At 36.9% G+C, this 19,764-nt stretch carries 19 protein-coding genes; 14 read left to right on the top strand and 5 right to left on the bottom strand.

All coding sequences use genetic code 11. The features are described 5' to 3' along the window. The first annotated feature begins 23 nt into the window (after positions 1 to 23). From IGJ27_RS00880 to IGJ27_RS00890, 3 genes are all read left to right on the top strand, one after another. Entirely contained in the window at positions 24 to 974 is a 951-nt protein-coding gene (locus tag IGJ27_RS00880; protein WP_081128324.1) for a hypothetical protein, read from the top strand. A 336-nt stretch (positions 975 to 1,310) separates the two neighbouring features. Continuing rightward, complete coding sequence (locus tag IGJ27_RS00885) at positions 1,311 to 1,601, top strand: hypothetical protein (RefSeq protein WP_242690506.1); 291 nt, start codon at positions 1,311 to 1,313, stop codon at positions 1,599 to 1,601. Between the two features lie 67 nt (positions 1,602 to 1,668). Beyond that, complete coding sequence (locus IGJ27_RS00890) at positions 1,669 to 2,745, top strand: hypothetical protein (RefSeq protein WP_256733883.1); 1,077 nt, start codon at positions 1,669 to 1,671, stop codon at positions 2,743 to 2,745. Between the two features lie 144 nt (positions 2,746 to 2,889). Here the strand turns inward: IGJ27_RS00890 and def are convergent, their stop codons facing one another. Next, positions 2,890 to 3,453, bottom strand: a complete 564-nt coding sequence (def, locus tag IGJ27_RS00895; protein WP_010720354.1) for a peptide deformylase — start codon at positions 3,451 to 3,453, stop codon at positions 2,890 to 2,892. Positions 3,454 to 3,701: 248 nt separating this feature from the next. Between def and rpsO the strand changes: the two genes are divergently transcribed. The 4 genes from rpsO (at position 3,702) to IGJ27_RS00915 (ending at position 8,890) form a co-directional block, all read left to right on the top strand. Continuing rightward, positions 3,702 to 3,971, top strand: coding sequence for a 30S ribosomal protein S15 (gene rpsO / locus IGJ27_RS00900; RefSeq protein ID WP_010720353.1), 270 nt, complete (start codon positions 3,702 to 3,704; stop codon positions 3,969 to 3,971). A gap of 182 nt (positions 3,972 to 4,153) precedes the next feature. After that, positions 4,154 to 6,277, top strand: a complete 2,124-nt coding sequence (pnp, locus tag IGJ27_RS00905; protein ID WP_063626433.1) for a polyribonucleotide nucleotidyltransferase — start codon at positions 4,154 to 4,156, stop codon at positions 6,275 to 6,277. 234 nt (positions 6,278 to 6,511) lie between these two features. Beyond that, positions 6,512 to 6,769, top strand: coding sequence for a GlsB/YeaQ/YmgE family stress response membrane protein (locus IGJ27_RS00910; protein WP_010720351.1), 258 nt, complete (start codon positions 6,512 to 6,514; stop codon positions 6,767 to 6,769). 126 nt (positions 6,770 to 6,895) lie between these two features. Continuing rightward, positions 6,896 to 8,890, top strand: a complete 1,995-nt coding sequence (locus tag IGJ27_RS00915) for a KUP/HAK/KT family potassium transporter (RefSeq protein WP_010736848.1) — start codon at positions 6,896 to 6,898, stop codon at positions 8,888 to 8,890. A gap of 70 nt (positions 8,891 to 8,960) precedes the next feature. On the opposite strand, the gene IGJ27_RS00920 is transcribed toward IGJ27_RS00915, so the two are convergent. Further along, a complete protein-coding gene (locus tag IGJ27_RS00920) occupies positions 8,961 to 10,001 on the bottom strand; it encodes a hypothetical protein (protein WP_178306256.1) in 1,041 nt (346 codons plus the stop codon). A gap of 243 nt (positions 10,002 to 10,244) precedes the next feature. On the opposite strand from IGJ27_RS00920, the gene IGJ27_RS00925 reads away from it, so the two are divergent. Together IGJ27_RS00925 and IGJ27_RS00930 are read left to right on the top strand one after the other, a co-directional pair. Beyond that, positions 10,245 to 11,570: a hemolysin family protein gene (locus IGJ27_RS00925; protein WP_010736850.1), complete on the top strand. Its 1,326-nt coding sequence runs from the start codon at positions 10,245 to 10,247 to the stop codon at positions 11,568 to 11,570. A gap of 336 nt (positions 11,571 to 11,906) precedes the next feature. Continuing rightward, on the top strand, positions 11,907 to 12,764 hold the full coding sequence (locus IGJ27_RS00930; RefSeq protein ID WP_010736851.1) for a DUF2382 domain-containing protein: 858 nt from the start codon (positions 11,907 to 11,909) through the stop codon (positions 12,762 to 12,764). Between the two features lie 121 nt (positions 12,765 to 12,885). On the opposite strand, the gene IGJ27_RS00935 is transcribed toward IGJ27_RS00930, so the two are convergent. The 3 genes from IGJ27_RS00935 to IGJ27_RS00945 form a co-directional block, all read right to left on the bottom strand. Beyond that, positions 12,886 to 14,271, bottom strand: coding sequence for an MATE family efflux transporter (locus IGJ27_RS00935; protein ID WP_063626437.1), 1,386 nt, complete (start codon positions 14,269 to 14,271; stop codon positions 12,886 to 12,888). Positions 14,272 to 14,539: 268 nt separating this feature from the next. After that, positions 14,540 to 14,863, bottom strand: coding sequence for a DUF960 domain-containing protein (locus IGJ27_RS00940; RefSeq protein WP_178306255.1), 324 nt, complete (start codon positions 14,861 to 14,863; stop codon positions 14,540 to 14,542). Between the two features lie 215 nt (positions 14,864 to 15,078). Further along, the gene (locus tag IGJ27_RS00945; protein WP_010736853.1) at positions 15,079 to 15,687 is read right to left on the bottom strand and encodes a 50S ribosomal protein L25/general stress protein Ctc; all 609 of its coding nucleotides are present in this window, start codon (positions 15,685 to 15,687) and stop codon (positions 15,079 to 15,081) included. A 327-nt stretch (positions 15,688 to 16,014) separates the two neighbouring features. Between IGJ27_RS00945 and IGJ27_RS00950 the strand changes: the two genes are divergently transcribed. From IGJ27_RS00950 to IGJ27_RS00970, 5 genes are all read left to right on the top strand, one after another. After that, positions 16,015 to 16,731, top strand: coding sequence for a 16S rRNA pseudouridine(516) synthase (locus tag IGJ27_RS00950; protein ID WP_088745043.1), 717 nt, complete (start codon positions 16,015 to 16,017; stop codon positions 16,729 to 16,731). Positions 16,732 to 16,742: 11 nt separating this feature from the next. Then, positions 16,743 to 17,438, top strand: coding sequence for a YjjG family noncanonical pyrimidine nucleotidase (locus IGJ27_RS00955; protein WP_010720342.1), 696 nt, complete (start codon positions 16,743 to 16,745; stop codon positions 17,436 to 17,438). An 83-nt stretch (positions 17,439 to 17,521) separates the two neighbouring features. Beyond that, on the top strand, positions 17,522 to 18,151 hold the full coding sequence (udk, locus tag IGJ27_RS00960) for a uridine kinase (protein WP_010720341.1): 630 nt from the start codon (positions 17,522 to 17,524) through the stop codon (positions 18,149 to 18,151). Positions 18,152 to 18,295: 144 nt separating this feature from the next. Next, positions 18,296 to 18,895, top strand: a complete 600-nt coding sequence (locus IGJ27_RS00965; protein ID WP_034698710.1) for a TVP38/TMEM64 family protein — start codon at positions 18,296 to 18,298, stop codon at positions 18,893 to 18,895. Positions 18,896 to 18,918: 23 nt separating this feature from the next. Continuing rightward, on the top strand, positions 18,919 to 19,410 hold the full coding sequence (locus IGJ27_RS00970; RefSeq protein WP_010736856.1) for a GNAT family N-acetyltransferase: 492 nt from the start codon (positions 18,919 to 18,921) through the stop codon (positions 19,408 to 19,410). Positions 19,411 to 19,764 lie beyond the last annotated feature (354 nt).

Consider the following 19,764-nt stretch of genomic DNA (forward strand, 5'->3'; position numbering starts at 1 on the left):
CTAAAGTAAAGGAGCTAAAACAAATGGATAAATCAACTAGCGAAACAGTTCAAGGAGATAGTGAAAAGGCTAAAGTCACAGCAAACATCCAAGAAAACATAGAAGGAATTTTTATATTTGACGAAGTGATTCGAGAAACTCAAGAAATGGTAAGAACAAAGGAACTGATAAGATCAGGAGAATCACTGATTGCGATCTTAATAAATCGAAAGGAACAGTATATTAAGGAAAATAGCAGAAACCTCAACGAATCAAAAAAAGAACAAACACAACAGGCATCAAGTAACATGAAAGAAATGAAAAAGGTAAGAAATACAAATAAAAAGCCTTCATTGCTAAAGGTAATGTTCAATAAACTAATGAGAAGGTCAAAAAATAAGGACAAAAAAGAAGTAAATTCCCCAAATAATCCAATAGAACCAAGTGGAATTGAAAATACGTCTTTACTCAAACAAAAGATAGGAGAAATTTTCATATTTGACGAAGTGATTCGAGAAACTCAAGGAAAGGAACTGACAGAATCAGGAAAAAAAGTGAATGAGTACGTAAAAAATCAGAAGAATCAGCTTATTGAGGAAATGAGCAAAGAATTCAATGAATCAGACAAGGCAAGTGGAATCGAAAACCCCGTTTCGTCTTTAATCAATCAAAAATTAGAAGAAAATTTTGAGGCGAATCAATTCGTTCAAAAATACGAAAAAGATGTAAGCACACATACTTCCGCAATGGTACTATCGATTAAGTTATTAAAAAATAAGAAGTATGCTATTGAGGAAACTATTGGAAAAATCAACGAATTAAAAAAACAACCACAACAGACATTAAAAAGCATGGAAGAGGTACAACAGGTAAAAAATACAAGACAAAATCCTTTATCTAAAAGGGCAAACTCTTCACCACAAAAAGCAGAACCAGATCCAAAGAAGTCCAAGATAATGCAACAAGTAGGCCAACCGGATCAAAGTCGGTCATGATATCTGAAATGGTTAAGGTAAGATCGTTACACTAAGAGAATAATATTGTAGTACAAGAGTTTACGTACTTGAAACTAATGAAACAAAGAACGGCTTAGCGAGGAAAAGAGTTGCCTGGGCTGAATATATAAGAACATTAAATAATAAATAACTGGTATGATTTATCCATTTACGAATCGTACCAGTTATTTTATTTTTGGGAAAAAGAAGGAAGAAACTAGTTTCATTTTTTAAGTAAAATGGGACAATAGGAAGTTTTGCAGCTGAATTTATTTTTTGATTCTGCTTTTTTACAGAAGTATTCGTGACATAAATAAAATATAGGAGTTGAAGCGCATGATAGGATGGATCTGTCAGTTTGAAGATGTGATTCGCTTTTTGGATGATGAAATTAGCGTAAATTTAAAGCAAGCTAACTTACGAATAGCAACATTCAATGCATGTTCAAATAAAAATCAGACTGAAATAAGCCTCCTAAATAAAGGGGAGGATGCTCAATCTAAGCTAATAAAAGAACAATCTCAACGCTTGTCTATGAAAAATTATGCACAGAAAGATATTAGTTATCTATCGAAAGAAAAGCTTGCTGAATATGCAAATATAGCAGAACAGCGAATCATCGAATGAAAGACAAAGAATTCTGGAGATAAAGTACTGGAACAACAAGCTAGTTTTTGGAAGGGGTACAATAAAGTTGCTATCTGAATTAAAGAGTATTGAAATGTTGGAAAAGCGGAAAAGAAATATAATAGAATTCCCCTTTTTATACGAACAAAGCACCGTTGAACAAACGATCAGTTGGTTCGATGAAAACTGGGGATCGGATTTCGATAGAAGTGGGCGCACAAAGGCTCTCTTAAAAAAGAATCTTACCATTTGTCAAGAGGATCTAGAATTTAGAGCACAAGCAGATAAATTACAAGATGAGGTGAATAAGCGACCTGTTTCAGAAATAAATGCATTTTTAAGAGCAGTGGCAGAACGAATAGTTAAAATACAAACAAAACTACAAGAAATCGAATTAAACTCTTCTGAATTTGACTGGCGGGACCTAGATTCTGCAAAAAAAGAATTAGAGAAGTGGAAAGGTTTCGTGGTGGAAATATACAAGTCGCAGGCTGTTCTGATACAACCTTATCTATATGATAAAAATACAGTTGAGGATAAAATAAAACAATTGCCGAGTAATAATGCCACGCTCTTTAATTTGATGGCTAGAAAAAGATGCGAGAAAGATCTTGCGTTACGATCTGAAGCAGAAACAATAATTGAAAATATAAAATGCAAAAATACTCCAGAAATAGTACATATATTAAAAAAAATAGAAGGTCAAATTGAAAAAATTAAAGTTGGGATCAATAAATTAAAAGTATCAAATTCTGAATTAGAGACAGAAATTACTAAAAATCAATTAATGCAAAAAGATGAGCTAATAGGAGAACGCAAAGATCAATTAAAAATCTTGACTCAGCAACTTCGTGCTCAGCGAGAGAATCAATGCTATGCGCAACAGAACGGAGAACAACAGTTAGACAAATGGATGGAAATGATTGGTGAAATAAAACGTTGGGCAAAAACAAACAAGATAGACCTATTGGAGTTGGAAAAGAATCTGACGTTAAGCCCATCTCCAGAGAATCTAGGGCAGAAAAAGATAGTAGAAGGCACAACTAGAGCGGGAGGTAAACTTGAACGACAAGAAGAAAAGTTGGGAGAAAATAGACATAGTAAAGACAGAAACCAGTTTAATGGACAACGAACACATCGCTGATTCTTAGTAATATAAAAAAGGAGTGGGGCTCCCCACATCAAAAAGCAACATCTTCGAAAAAATGAGTAGCGATTTCCGAAGATGTTGCTTTTTAGTTCAATTTCTTACGAATCATTTAGATTGAAATACAACTTTCAATCATTTTTATTCAATCACCAATACGCCTTCTTTAAGGGCAAATGGATTCTTTTCGTTGATATGGTCGTAGAACATCACGCCGTTGATATGATCAATTTCGTGTTGGACAACGATTGCCTCATAATTTTTCAAGCGGATTTTATGTTTCTCGCCATTCATATCTGTATAAGAAACCGTGATCTTAGCGTGGCGGACTACGTAGCCAGGTACTTCTCGGTCAACAGATAAACAGCCTTCTCCTTCGCCAAGGCAAGCATCTTGAACTGAGTGACTAAGGATTTTTGGATTATACATTACCGTACTTAGCGTGGGTTCTGTTACTTCTGGATCAGGGCTTGGCACGTGTACAGCAATGATGCGTTTAGAAATATCTAATTGAGGAGCAGCTAAACCAACCCCTCCACGTAAGTTTAATTCTTCCGCTTTGATTGGATCTTGGCTATTTTTCAGGAATTCGAGCATTTCTTTTCCTAGGTCGATATTTTCTTTGCTTAATGGGAGAGCAACTTCTTCAGCTACTTCCCGCAAAGTAGGATTTCCTTCACGGATGATATTATCCATTGTGATCATGGAATATGTACCCCTTTCTTTTTAGACAGTTATACGTCTATTTTCGCATTATAGTTTAACATAAAATTTAAAAAGTAGGAGAAAGTTTGTTTAAAAACTAAATTTTCTTAATGATTCTTCACTTGATTTCTCCCGTAGATTCAGGTAAAGTATAGCTGTATGCGTAAGGCATATCGCCTGTTACTTGGTTAAGCGAATCACCAACGTTTTACTCAGTCACAGGGGAATAATCGAAAGAGGTGAAAGAAATGGCAATTTCAAAAGAACGTAAAAATGAAATCATCAAAGACTATGCACGCCATGAAGGGGATACTGGTTCTCCAGAAGTACAAATCGCTGTATTAACGGAAGAAATCAACCACTTGAATGAACATGCACGTATGCATAAAAAAGATCATCATTCATACCGTGGCCTAATGAAAAAAGTTGGTCACCGTCGTAACTTGTTAGCTTACCTACGTAAGACCGATGTACAACGTTACCGCGAATTGATCAAACGCTTAGGTCTACGCCGTTAATTTTGACAAAAAGAGTGGGGTTCAAATGAATCTCACTTTTTTTACTGTAATACCTAATACAACCATTCTCGAAAAAAGCATGATAGACTCCTACTAACCAAATGAAAGCTGGATAAGCGACGTTTGGCGGTTTTCATTTGTTTAGTAGCGTCTTGCTTTCACGAGAAAGAAAAGGAGTAATTATGTCAGAAAAACAAATATTCAAAACGACATGGGGAGGCCGTCCCTTACAAATCGAAGTCGGTCAATTAGCAAAACAAGCGAACGGAGCAGTTTTAGTTCGCTATGGAGATACTGTAGTTTTAAGTGCGGCAGTTGCTTCAAAAGAAGCAAAAGATACTGACTTCTTCCCGTTGACGATCAACTATGAAGAAAAGATGTATGCTGCCGGTAAAATTCCTGGAGGATTTATCAAGCGTGAAGGTCGTCCAAGTACAGAAGCAACTTTAACGGCTCGCTTGATCGACCGTCCGATCCGCCCAATGTTTGCGGATGGCTTCCGTAACGAAGTTCAAGTAACCAACATCGTGATGAGTGTTGAAACAGATTGTTCACCTGCGATGGCTGCAATGCTAGGTTCTTCTTTAGCATTATCAATTTCAGATATTCCATTTGATGGACCAATTGCTGGTGTCGAAGTCGGCCGTGTGAATGGCGAATATGTCTTGAATCCAACAGTTGAACAAGCGGAACAAACAGATATTGAACTAAGTGTTGCAGGTACAAAACAAGCAATCAACATGGTTGAAAGTGGTGCGAAAGAAGTTTCTGAAGAAGATATGCTTGGAGCATTACTATTTGGTTTTGATGCAATCAAAGAATTAGTTGCTTTCCAAGAAGAAATCGTCCAAGCTGTCGGCAAAGAGAAAATGGAAGTTTCTTTGTTACAAGTAGATGCAGATTTGAAAAAAGAAATCTTTGATGCTTCTTATGCAACGATGAAAACGGCTGTTATGACAGAAGAAAAACTAGCTCGTGAAGACAATATCGAACAAGTAAAAATCGATATTCGTGAAGCTTATGCCGAAAAATTTATCGGGCATGAAGAGGAAGATCAATTACTAAAAGAAGTAAAACAAATTACTGAGGACTTAGAAAAAGATGTAGTTCGTGAATTGATCACGATCGACAAGATTCGTCCTGATGGGCGTAAATTGGACGAAATCCGTCCACTAGCTTCAGAAGTAAGCTTGTTGCCACGGGTGCATGGTTCAGGTTTGTTTACTCGAGGACAAACTCAAGCATTATCTGCTTGTACGCTTGCGCCACTAGGTGAACACCAAATTATTGATGGACTGGGAGTAGAAGTTAGCAAACGATTCATCCACCATTACAACTTCCCACAATTTTCTGTTGGTTCAACAGGGCGTGCGGGATCACCTGGTCGTCGTGAAATCGGACATGGTGCTTTAGGCGAACGTGCGCTAGCACAAGTGATTCCTTCAGAAGAAGATTTCCCTTATACAATCCGTTTAGTGGCAGAAGTTTTAGAATCAAATGGTTCTTCTTCACAAGCAAGTATCTGTGCGGGGACATTAGCATTGATGGATGCCGGTGTACCAATCAAAGCACCAGTTGCAGGGATTGCAATGGGACTTGTTTCAGATGGCGAAAACTATACGATTTTAACAGATATCCAAGGATTAGAAGATCATCTGGGAGATATGGACTTTAAAGTGGCTGGAACTAAAGACGGGATAACTGCTCTACAAATGGATATTAAGATCCAAGGGATTACGGAACAAATCCTAAAAGAAGCGCTAGCCCAAGCAAAACAAGCACGTATGGAAATCTTAGAAGAATTGACTTCAACGATTGCAGCACCTCGTGAAGAATTAAGCCCATATGCACCGAAAATCGAAATGATCCAAATCGACCCTGCGAAGATCAAAGATGTGATCGGTAAAGGTGGCGACACAATCAATGGTATCATTGAAGAAACTGGTGTGAAAATCGATATCGATCAAGATGGTAAAGTAAGTATTGCTTCATCTGATAAAGAAATGATCCAAAAAGCAATCAAGATCATTGAAGACTTAACTAAAGAAGTAAAAGTCGGTGAGGTTTATCTAGGAAAAGTAGTTCGTATTGAAAAATTTGGTGCTTTCGTTAACTTGATCAAAGGAAAAGACGGATTGGTTCACATCTCTCAACTTTCAAATGACCGTGTCAATAAAGTAGAAGATGTAGTCAAATTGGGTGATGAAGTCCTTGTCAAAGTAACTGAGATTGACAAACAAGGTCGCGTAAATCTTTCTAGAAAAGCGATGTTAACAGAAGATGGTTCTGAAAAAGAAACAAAATAATCGTTTAAGCGATAAAATAGCAAAAAGAGTAATCTGAAGGGTGAAATGCCTACGCCAGTGAAAAATACTTGTTTTTGCTACATTGAAAAAGAAGGAGTGAGACAATGTCTTACTCCTTCTTTTTATAGCTAAAATCCCTATGGAAAGTTTACTTGGATAAAAGCTATTCATAATCTTTGGTCTAATTTTCAAAATAACGTAAAATAAAGATGTATTTTTTAAGGAGGGAACGAGATGCTTTATTTTTTTCTGACTTTGATCGTTGGTGGCGTTTTAGGTCTGTTCGCTGGATTGATCTTAAATGAGGATGTACCTGGCGGTGTCACTGGAAATGTAGTGATCGGCTTTTTAGGAAGTTGGTTAGGAGAATTTGTTCTTGGTGAATTAGGTCCCTCGATCAAAGGATTCTACCTCATCCCTTCATTGCTAGGAGCTCTTTTTTGTCTCGGTGTGTATTCATTTTTAGCAGACTATATCCGTCGACATTACTAAATGAAATCTTGTATAATGATTTGACACTTCATAGGGGTCTCTAGTTAAGTAAATCACATGAAATAAAAGATCAATGATTTGTGAAGAAAATACGATAGTGAACGAAAGTAGAAAAGAGGGGGACAATTGACAACAAAACACAACACTAAAAAAATTTCAATGGCTGGTCTATTAGTTGCGATGGGCGTAGTTTACGGAGATATTGGAACGAGTCCACTATATGTAATGAAGGCCATCGTAGAAGATAACGGAGGACTACGAGGTATCAATCCTGAATTTGTCCTTGGTTCGGTGTCATTGATTTTTTGGACACTAACATTACTTACCACAATCAAGTATGTGGTGATTGCGTTAAATGCCGATAACCACGGTGAGGGTGGGATTTTTTCTTTATATACACTAGTCAGGAAAGGGAGTAAATACTTGATCGTACCAGCAATGATCGGTGGAGCTGCTCTACTTGCTGATGGAGTATTGACCCCAGCCGTGACTGTCACGACAGCAATCGAGGGGTTAAGAGGTATCCCACAATTTTTTGATCGATTCGGTAACAATCAAAATATTATTGTCATTATTACATTAGTCATCATTTTCGTATTATTTATGGTTCAACGATTCGGTACCGAAATAGTAGGAAAAGCGTTTGGTCCGATCATGTTTTTATGGTTTACTTTTTTAGGTGTGATGGGTTTAATAAATTTCAGCCAAGACTGGACGGTGATCCGAGCGTTGAACCCCTACTACGCGATTCGCCTACTTTTTAGTCCAGACAATCGATTAGGTCTCTTTATTTTAGGAAACATCTTTCTGGCTACGACAGGGGCGGAAGCATTGTATTCTGACTTGGGGCATGTAGGGAAATTAAATATCCGTTTAAGTTGGCCTTACGTTAAACTTTGCTTAGTATTGAATTACTTCGGACAAGCGGCTTGGTTACTGAATATTTATCAAAATCAAGAGGTGCAACAAATCAATAATCTCAATCCATTTTTCCAAATGTTACCTAAAGGTTGGTTGATTATTGGCGTTGGGTTTGCTACGATCGCTGCGGTCATTGCTTCACAGGCTTTGATTACTGGATCATTTACATTGGTATCAGAGGCGATTAAGTTAAAACTCTTACCACGCTTGAAAATCATGTACCCAGGAAACAGTATCGGTCAGATGTATATTCCCGCGGTTAATTTGATTTTATGGTTGGCTTGTTCGTTGATCGTGGTTACTTTCCGAACATCACATCATATGGAAGCAGCCTATGGACTTTCAATTACTGTCACGATGTTGATGACGACGGTACTTCTTTATTTCTATTTGATCCAAAGCAACTATTCCAAATGGTTCGCCTGGATTGTGTCTTTCTTTTTTGGTGCGATCGAGATCATCTTTTTCATCTCAAGTATCGTGAAGTTTTTCCACGGAGGGTTTGTTGCGGTCTTGATGGCGATCATTATTTTAGCTGTTATGTTTATTTGGGAACAAGGAAATATCATCCGTGAGTCTGCTGCGGAAGATGTGGCATTAAAAGATTACATTCCACAATTAGCGGAATTAAGAGATGATCACTCATTGCCACTTTATCAAACTAATGTGGTGTTCTTAGTACCAGATATGGCCGAAGGAAAAGTTGGTAGACAATTTGTCTACTCGATTCTGGACAAACGACCAAAAAGAGCACGTGTATATTGGTTCGTACATGTGGAAGTGACGGATGAACCTTATACGAAAGAATACCAAATCGATATGATGGATACTGATTTTGTCGTACAAGTGAATCTCTTCTTAGGATTCAGAGTACAGCAAGAAATCAATGTCTATGTTCGTCAAATCATTCACGATTTGATGAAACAAGGAAGATTACCAAAACAACCGCAGACTTACTCGTTAACTCCGGGAAGAGAAGTCGGTGATTTCCAATTTATCTTGATTGATGAAGTGATCTCAAATGTGACGACTCTCAGCAAATGGGAACGACAAATCATGCAAGCAAAACTTGCAATTAAAAAAATTGCGACCACGCCAGAAACTTGGTTTGGTTTAGAGTATAGTGAAGTAAAGCATGAAACAGTACCGTTACTAATTGGTGTAACAAGAAAAACGTGGTTAAAAGAACGGAAAAATTAAACTTTAGCGAATAAAGTATTCAATGGGAGAGACATTTCTTGGAATGTTTCTCCCATTGTTTTTGGGCTATTTAGCGTTGCAAAGAGAGTTTAGCTTTTTTAGGCTCGCTTAGATGTTTATTTGAAATACTATTGATTGCTTTTCTTTTTAAATCTTTTAGGTGAGATTTTCCTAGGTAGATGCCAATTTCATTTGGTTCTTGTTGCATTTGCTTTATGTAAACTTGGGTTTGCGTCTTTTTATATGCGAAATTCATCTTAGCGAGGTGTTTTTTAACACCAATTTCGATTACTTTTTGAGTTTTTAGAATGATTTTTTTTCTTAGTATTTCAGCATCCAACTTTGGTAATTCAAGGTTATTAATGATGTGGTTTAGGCTGTGTAACGTTTTTTTTTTTTTTGCGATTATTTTTATTTTTTGATTGAAATCCGATATTATATTCATTTTGTTTGCTTCAACTATTTTTTGTGTGTTGGCTAATCGGTCCATTGTTTTTGGTAACTGGAGGTTAGCCATAATAAATTTAATACTTCTGGCTTTATAGTTTAATTTAGACAAAGATGCTAAGCATTCGTTTGGGCCACGTTCTTTACACCTCGTGTTCCACTGGTCAATCGTATTTAGTAGTTCTTGGTTGGATTGAAAATCTGAAGTGATAGTTGATCGCTCTGCCGTAATGATTTTATCTGATTCAATGACTGGATTTATCGTTTCTGGTAAGTAAAGATTCGCTATGATAAATTTGATCATTGAATCATTATAGTTACAGGTAGCTAGAAAAGCGAAGGTTTCATCAGCACCGTTTAGTTTAAGCATTGCGTTCCACTGGTCAATTGTGGTTAGTAACTCCTGATCAGATGAAAAACCTGATTCCACCACCGTTTTGCCCAGAACATTTAACAAGGTTTCAATCTGTTCTTTATCTGTTCCTGCTGGCAAATGAAGGTTGTTTATAATATTTTTGATACTTTCAGTTTCATAATTAAATGTAGTTAAATAGGCTAAGGTTTGGCTTAAGCCGTGAATTTTCAACATTCGATTCCACAAGTGAATACTATTTTCTGATACTTTCATTAACTTGTGTTCTTTCAGAACTTGACTAAGGGGCATAAGATAATCTCCTTTTGATTTTTTTACTAGAACTATTGTAAAGGAATCGATCAGACAAAGAGTCTTCTTTTTTCGGCTATATGAAATTTTAGTTTTGGATAAAAGCTTGACAAAGCTTGCTAAGTTAAAAGAGTTTTGTGGGTCAAGATACTTTCTAAAGAAACTCAATGCAATCGTGGATCGTTGATTTAAATTATTTTTCGAAAAGAGGTACAATAGGGGAGAGAAGAGAGGTGGGAAGTTATGGTACTTAATTTTGCCATATTATTTTTGATGATTGCGGTGACTTCTTTTTTTGTAGCTAGTGAATTTGCATTAGTTAAAATCAGACGTTCACGTTTAGAACAATTAGAAAGAGAAAATGTAAAGAATGCCAAATTAGCATTACATGTCACGCATCATTTAGATAACTACTTGTCGGCTAGTCAATTAGGAATTACCTTGACTGGGTTGATCATTGGTTGGGTTGGCGAAGGCTCAGTGGCGGCGTTACTAGAGCCTTGGATCGGTCGATTGCCGTTTAGCTCAGCATTGAGCGGAACGATTTCTGTCGCGTTAGGGTTTATCTTAGTGACATATATCGATGTGGTGATCGGAGAACTTTTACCTAAAAGTTATAGTATCGTGAATACAGAGCAAGTGGTCTTATTTGTTGTACGTCCGTTGCATTATTTTTATAAAGCAATGTTTCCTTTTATTTGGGTATTGAATCATTCTGCTGCGGCTTTAGGAAAAGTATTAGGTGTGAAATTAGTTTCAGAAGGAGAAGAGACATTATCTCAAGAAGAATTGACGTTAGTGGCTATGAATTCTTATGAAAAAGGAGAGTTGACGAAAGAAGAGTACTATTATTTAGAAAATGTCTTTGAATTTGATGATACGTTGGCAAAAGATATCCAAGTGGATCGAACCTCTATGCAGGTTTTTGAAGCTGGTGAGACAGTGAAAGATGCGATTCAAGCTTCTATTCAAAGAGGTCATACCCGCTACCCCGTTATTTCTGGGTCAAAGGATCACGTCCTTGGTTATGTTACTTTACCAGATTTGATTAAGCAGTCGTTTAAAGACGATCAATTAACAGTGGATGAGTTGGTGGAAGAACCAATCGTTACTTCAGAAACGATCCCCATCAAAAAATTATTGACGATCATGCGTAAAAAAGGAAAGCATATTGCTATTTTAAAAGATGAGTACGGAGGAACGAGTGGTTTAGTGACGATTGAAGATATTTTAGAAGAAATCGTGGGGGAAATTCGGGATGAAACGGATTTGGATGAAGCATTGATAGCGAAACAAGCAGATGGGAGCTATATTGTTTCAGGAAAATTGACGTTAGATGATTTTGGTCGTTATTTCCACGTTACGATCCCTGAATTTGAAGAGTCTACTTTTATCACACTATCTGGATTTATGTCGAACCATGAAAAAAACATCAAGACAGGTACAGTGATCCAAATTGATTCTTTTCAATTTACGGTGTTAGAATATAACCATACACATGTGGACTATTTTAAAATCAAAAAACAAGAAATAGCAGAAAACAGTATCGATTCGAATAAAACAGAATGAAGAATCTGGGATAAACAAAATCCTACATTTCACGATCAAAAAAAATGAGAGAAGTAAGACAAAACATTCTAACCACTACCAAAAACGAATAAACCGATGTTTATACTTTCTTTTTGTCCCTTAGTCGGAAGCTTCCTACTCATTTTGGTGGACGGATCTCTTGATCATAAGATTTTAAACGATAGAACTGATGCCAATCCATTCGACTTAGCTGAATGGATTGGCATCTTTTTTACTTTGTAAACCATATATTTGTTCTAAAAAAAAATATCCGATAGAATAGATCTGTAAGCGGAATCACTAAATACAGACATACTATTAACAGGAGGGATTCACATGAATGAAAGAAATCTAACAGTTATTGGTAGTTACAGTACGAGGGAAGAAGCTTTATCAGTGATCGAACAATTGCGTGATGAAGGATACGATCGAGACGATATCATTATCTATACGACAAAAGATGCTGCTCAAAATTTTGGTTTTTCTGGTTTATCAGGAATTGATGTAGAAACGAATGTGGATGAGGTTGAAGGCACGCATGAAGAACGCTCGCTATGGGAACGGATCAAAGATACGTTCACTTCTAACACCTATGAGGAAGATTCGTATACAGAAAAAGCGGATGATTCTGTTAACGATGATCCATTGTATTCATACAAAGAGGATATTGCCGCTGGGAAAATAGTGATTACGGTTAAAGATTACAAAGCGCCAAATGAAGCAGTTGTTGAAAACGATCGGACTCAAAGTATGCCCGATCCAACGGATACATTAAATACAGATAATGAAAATATTCAACTCAAAGAAGAACAGTTAGATGTCAATACCCATGATGTGACAACTGGGGAAGTTGATATCCATAAACACGTTGTTAATGATACTAAAACAGTGGAAGTCCCTGTGAAGCGTGAAGAAATCGTTATCGAAAGAAAACCAGTAAATGCTGAAGCAAGCGATAATATTTCAGATGATTCTTTGGAAGACGAAACGATTACAATTCCTCTTAAAGAGGAACAAATTGATGTCAATAAACATACAGTAGTACGTGAAGAGGTAGGTATTCACAAAAAAGAGCATGAAGATATGAAACAAGTGACGGAAGAAGTAAGTCGTGAAGAGTTGGATATTGATACAAAAGGAGACGTTCGAGTAGAAGATACGGATGAAAATACTCGTAAAAATGATCATATATAATAATTGATCGCTAAAATCATCTAACCAGACTCCTTCGTTTTTTGAACGGAACATCATGTAAATTGCTAATAAAAAAGACATTTCTGCTTATCTGATCGATGAGAGAAATGTCTTTTTTCTTTTATTGGATACTATTGTATTGGATCTCAGGATCATCCATAGCGTATTGTTGTTCATTCTCGAAAGATTTAAGTTGTTTCATTGAACGCAAGTAAGAGTATAGTAGAACAGCGACAGATCCTGCCCAAGCAAGTGGTGAAGCAGCTGCAGCACCCGTATAACCAAGTAAACCAGTTAAAATGATTGCTGCAAATGAACGCATGACTAATTCCATCATTCCTGCGAGTGTTGGAATCTTACTTTGACCAAGTCCTTGTAGTGTGTAACGTAAGATAAATAAAATCGCTAAGATCCAATATAAGGAACCATTGATATTGAAGTAAGTTTGAGCTAATTCAAAGACACGAGTCTCTGTCGGTGAAACAAACAACTGCATAAGTGAATGACCGAAGAAAATCACGATCGCACCTGCAACAACACTAAAGCCAATACTCATCATAAGTGTTTGCTTAACACCTTTTAAAATTCGACCATATTCTTTTGCACCATAATTTTGAGCAGTAAATGTTGCAATAGCAATCCCGAAGGACATCATTGGTTGGTTAGCAAATTGGTCAATTCTGCTGGCTGCTGCTTGAGCGGCTACGACATCTGTTCCTAAACTGTTCAACGCAGCTTGAAGGACGATGGCGCCAATGGCGATGATGGATGATTGAAAAGCCATTGGAAGAGCAGCGTTTAAATGAACACGAATCTCTTCTTTATCAAAGTGAAAATCTTTTTTACGTAATTGCAACAAAGGAATTTTTTTCTTGATATAAACTAAACATAGTAGGCTTGAGCAAACTTGGGCAATAACCGTTGCAATTGCTGCGCCTTCGACACCCATTCCAAAAGAAATGATGAAAATCAAATCAAGCACAACGTTGACAACCACTGCAATAATCAAAAAGAAAAGTGGTGTCCGGCTATCTCCAAGCGCGCGAATAACATTTGAAAGCAAGTTAAAACTCATAGATGCGAAAATCCCTAGTAAGATGATTGAAATGAACGTTTGTGCTTGGTCAATAATCTCAACGGGCGTTTGCATCAATTGCAGCATCGGACGAATAAATACTAAACTAAGGACGGTTAATGCAATAGTGACAACCAAACTGATAACAACACTTGCAGCAAAACTTTTCTTAAGACCACGATAATCTTTTGCACCATAACGCTGAGCTGTAATGATCGCTAATCCAGCAGTAAGACCTTGAGCGAAGCCAAGGATTAAAAAGGTCAAGCTTCCGGTTGCACCAACAGCAGCCAGCGCATTTTTCCCTAATGTTTGACCAACGATGATCATGTCGACCATGTTGTAAAATTGCTGAAAGACATTACCAATAAGTAAAGGAACGGTGAACATTAAGATTAGTTTAGCTGGACTTCCTTTTGTTAAATCGCGCATTTTTTAAACTCCTTATTGTCTATAAAATTTAGTTAGTAGTATATAGTGTTTATCCTGAGATTACTAGGTAAAAATGAAATAATTTTGATAACTTTCAATGTATTGCAGATTCATTTTCAAAGATATTTTCAATGATGTGCATCATAAAACAAGCCAAGAATTGAATCGCTGAATAAATTCAAAGAATGAAACGCAAAGAATAAATTCAAAGGATCAACTACTTGGCCTGGGCGTACAAATCAAAAGGGACAACGAATGGTTGTGAACCTTAATACTGTCTTATCTCGCTGGGTAAAAGAATGGTTTCTCTAGTACCATCATCATAAGCATATACTTGGCTTGGAAAACTTGATGAATAGTGAAACGGTAAATCGATTCCCATCTCAACATCACTACCAGCTTGCGAAAAATGCATAGTTACTTTTCCATTATTGTCGATTAAATCAAAGGCTAACATATTATCTAAGGGGATGACTCCCTTAAGGTCTAGGTCAATAATAAACCAGATACTATCAATCAGTTCATCTGGTATACTTGATACAACACCTACAGAGGCATACCGGTTACGACTACTGTCAAAACTTTCAAACATCTGTTTAACCTCCTTCGTTTTATCGAATAGACATGTTTTATTTCTTCATTTAGGATAAACGATTTACTGTAACGATGGTTCATTCTAATAGACTTTTTTTAAAAATGCAACAAAAATCGTGTACTTTTTTTCAAAGTATAAGTTTTTTTTAAGGAGAGAAAAAAACGTGCCAAAAGCGAAGGTTGCCAACGCTTTTGACACGAACAAGTCACTTGTTATTCTTCCGTTGAACCAATAACTTCTGGTTCGCTTTCTTCATCAGTAGTTTCAGCTTCCTCAGTTGGAGCTGCTACTGCAGCAATTTGTTCTTCACCATCAGAAACGACTTTATAATCGTTGTTTTCAGGTAGATCGGCTACTGTGATTGCATCGCCTAGATTTAGGTTTGTTACATCAACTTCGATACGTTCTGGTAAGTTGCTTGGTGTAGCAGAGACGATCACAGTGTAAAGGTTTTGTGCTAAGACACCACCAGCTTTCACACCTGCAGCTTCGCCAACAAGAACGATTTCAGTTTCGACTTCAGTTTCTTCTGACATGTTCACAGATAGAAATTCCACATGTTCAAAATGGTTGGTAAAGGTATTCGTTTGGACTTTATGAACCAACGTGTTGACTTTTTTTCCATCAATCGTCATTGTGATTACTGTATTTGCGCCATTTTCACGTAATAATTTACTGAATATTTGTCCATCAATAGCAATCGGAGTACTTTCAACATTGTACCCATAAACAATAGCTGGAACTTTACCTTCATGACGCAATTTATTTCTCAATGAACGGGGACGTACTTCTCTCTTACTTACTTCTAATGATACTGACATAACCAAAATTCCTCCTTAAAATGTGACTGTCGGCAACGTAGACCAACAGATTTTATTTAAGTGAACTTTCGACGGCTATTCTCGTGCACATTATTGGCTAGGGCGCTTAAAAAACGCAAAAAGGTAGATGCGCGCATCTACCTTTAGAAAGTCAGGATTCAACTTTTCTCCACCAGGTCATTACGCTGTGTATGAGAAATCCAATTCACTTTACTCTTTAACCGTAGCGCGAATCTGAATTTAAGTCAAGGAATAACAATGGCTTTCTTATTTGCATCTACTCTCTTTCGGGTTATAATGCTTGTTAGGCTAAGAAAGGAAAGCACCATGCGTTTAGATAAATTAATTGAAGAAACTTTACAAACGACTCGAAAAGAGATGAAGCGTTTATTTGCATCAAAACAAGTGAAAATTGATGGTTGTGTCGAATTTTGCCAAAACCGAAATGTGGATAGTTTGATCCATGAGATCGAAGTCTCAGGTAAGCGTTTAACGACAAACGAAGTCTATTACTTATTGAATAAACCGAGTGGTGCTGTGACTGCAGTTAAAGACCAAACAAAAATGACCGTGTTAGACTTGATTGCTTCAGCGGATCGAACGAAGCCGCTCTATCCTGTCGGACGCTTGGATCGTGATACCACAGGACTACTATTACTGACATCAAATGGTCAGTTGGGATATGAAATGTTGCTGCCTGATAAAAAAGTCTTCAAAACTTATGAGGCGCAGATCAATGAACAAGTGACAGCTTCAGATATCGAAGCTTTTCAAGCAGGAATTGTTTTTGAGGGTGGCTATCGTTGTTTACCTGCACAATTAACAATCATGGAAACATCCAAAAACAGCAGTCGAGTACGAGTAACGATACAAGAAGGAAAATTTCATCAGGTAAAAAAGATGTTCCTTGCACGTGGTAAAAAAGTGACAAAGCTAAAGCGACTAATGATGGGACCTTTGCAGTTAGATGAGCAACTTGCTGAAGGTGCCTATCGTTCACTGACATTAACCGAATTAAAGCAATTGAAAATATATTTTAAATAGGAGAGAAAAAAATGAATTATCATACTTTATTATTCGATGTAGACGATACGTTACTTGATTTTCAGATGACAGAAGCAAAAGCATTAAATGAATTATTTGCAGAGCAAGGAATTGAATTGACACCAGAAGTGAAAACAAGTTATAAGGCATTAAATCATCACTTATGGCGTGAATTTGAAAAAGGGAATATGACGAGAGAAGAGGTTACCGGGAGTCGTTTTGGACTACTATTTCAACAATTTGGTAAAACAGTTGATAGTTTAGCTATGGAGAAAAGATACAGACATTACTTGAATCAGGGGCATGATTTGATTGAGGGAAGTCATGAACTGCTTCAGACGTTATCTTCACAAGCGGATCTTTATATTGTGACAAACGGGGTATCGAAAACGCAATATCAACGTTTGACTGATGCGAAAATGTTGGGCTATTTCAAAAAAATTTTTGTTTCAGAAGATGTGGGCGCCCAAAAACCAATGAAAGAATTTTTTGATCATGTCTTTTCACAGATTCCTCAATTTGAAAAAGAAAAAACAGTTATTATTGGCGATTCATTGACCTCAGATATTAAAGGAGGGAACTTGGCAGGAATTGATACGATTTGGTTTAACAAAAATCGGTTGCCGGAAATTCCAGAAATCGTACCGACTTATCGGATTGATTCGTTAGCAGAACTTTATCCTCTTTTGGAAATCGAGAAGCATTAATTTTCAGAAAAATATAGCATTTTCGTGTATTTTCGCTATAATAGATAAGAATGTAAAAACGGATATGAAAGAGGTTTTAGTCAATGACAAAAAGCAAGCCAATTATCATTGGTGTGACGGGTGGATCAGGAAGCGGTAAAACAAGCGTAAGTCGTGCCATTTTCAATAATTTCCCAGACCATTCCATCATGATGCTTGAACAAGATTCTTATTATAAAGATCAAAGCCATTTGAGCTTTGAAGAACGATTGAATACGAATTATGATCATCCCTTTGCCTTTGATAATGATCTGCTGATTCAGCACGTGAAAGAACTACTGAACTATAACGCCATTGAAAAACCAGTTTATGATTATGTTGCACATACAAGAAGTCAAGCAACAATCATCCAAGAGCCTAAAGAAGTAATTATATTAGAAGGCATTTTGATTCTAGAAGATGAAAATCTACGTGACTTGATGGATATCAAAGTATATGTAGATACAGACGATGATATCCGTATCATCCGCAGAATCAAACGAGATATGGAAGAACGTGGCAGAACGTTGGATTCCGTGATCGAACAATATTTGACTGTGGTTAAACCGATGTATCATCAATTCATCGAACCAACTAAGCGTTACGCCGATATCATCGTGCCAGAAGGTGGCGAAAATCACGTAGCGATCGATTTGATTACGACGAAAGTTGCTAGTTTTTTGGATCATAAATAAAACAAAGAAACCAATAGGATAAGTCGAAGAATCATGAAAATAGGAGAAGCTATTTTCGATTCTTCGACTTATTTATCAAGTGAAACGTTTACTTTTGCAACGATTCTTAATGAAAAGTAGCGCTAAAAGGTGGAGAGACTGAAAATGAACGATCACAATCATTTACATAAATATATCCGAATAATCCCGATTATTGGCTTATTGTTCTTTTTGGTGTTAATCATTTATGCTTATCAACATGGGATCTTTCGATCAACCACTTCTTTGCAACGCTTTATCCAACAATTTGGGGAGTATGCAGTAGTGATTTTTATTCTCCTGCAGATCATTCAAGTGATCATCCCAATACTACCTGGAGGAATTTCTTCAGTGGCAGGCTTGTTGATGTTTGGGAATGGCTGGGGATTACTTTATAGCTGTATTGGATTGATTATCGGTGAAGCCATTGGTTTTTTATTGGTTCGTTATTATGGCGTTAGTTTTGTACAACTTATTTTATCGCCCAAAAAGTACCAAAAATTCGACCAATTACTGACACAGAAAACGAAGGATATCAAAAAAGTACTGTGTTTGACCATGTTGATTCCTTTTGCGCCTGATGACTTGGTTTGTCTGGTCGCAGGGTTAACTAAAATATCTTTTAAGGAATATATCCAAATTGTCCTATTATTGAAACCTTGGTCTGTCGGTGCGTATAGTTTGATTATGTTGTATCTGTTCCAGAAAGCACAAGGAAATTTTTAGCAGTAAGAGAGGAAAGAAAAAGAATGTTAGAAAAAGTCAAGGTAACCTCAACTGAAATTGACGAGTTGGTATCAGTGATCAAGGAAGTTTGGCCAGAAGCATTTGTTCCGATCATTGGGCAAGCACAAGTGGACTATATGCTGGCTACCTATCAATCAAAACAACAGATTGAAAAAGAAGTGGCGGAAGGTGTGCAGTATTTTCTCTTAAAAGAGCAAGGGCAAACGGTCGGATATACCGCCTATGAGGTAATAGCATCCAAAATATATTTGAGTAAGTTATACTTAATGAATCAATTCAGAGGGAAGGGATTGACGTCGGCTCTTTTTCAGTGGTACGAAACTATCGCTAGAGAACAAGGAATCAAAGAGATTTTTCTACGTGTCAATCAAGGCAATGCTCAAGCCATCGCCGTTTACCTTCATCAAGGTTTTGAAATGGCTGGTGAACTGATCTCGGATATTGGTCAAGGATTTCAAATGGTCGATTATCAAATGAAAAAAAGACTCGCATAACTTTGGGATATGTGTTAAAGTAACGACATGCGACGGGTCGAGAAGGCCTCTGGTTTACAGATGCGCCTAATTGATTTTGGAGACACAAGATCATGATGTGATCACTTGCCGGAATGCAAGGGTGTCGGGCAAGACTTTTGTGGAGAAGGGCTTGTCTGCTTGAGTTCACAAAAACTCAAGTACCAGTAAGATAGGACATTAGTCAGAAGAGATTCTGGGTAATGTCCTATTTTTTATGGGCAATCTTTCGTGGTTTGTTTTGGCTTGAGCGTTACTATTACTGACAAGAAGACGTGTCGCAATAGGTTATCGCTCGTTATAAGTCGGAATTCTTAGTTGATAGTATCGGCTAAA

Source organism: Enterococcus sp. DIV1726a, assembly GCF_051710985.1.
Lineage (GTDB): Bacteria > Bacillota > Bacilli > Lactobacillales > Enterococcaceae > Enterococcus_B > Enterococcus_B hirae.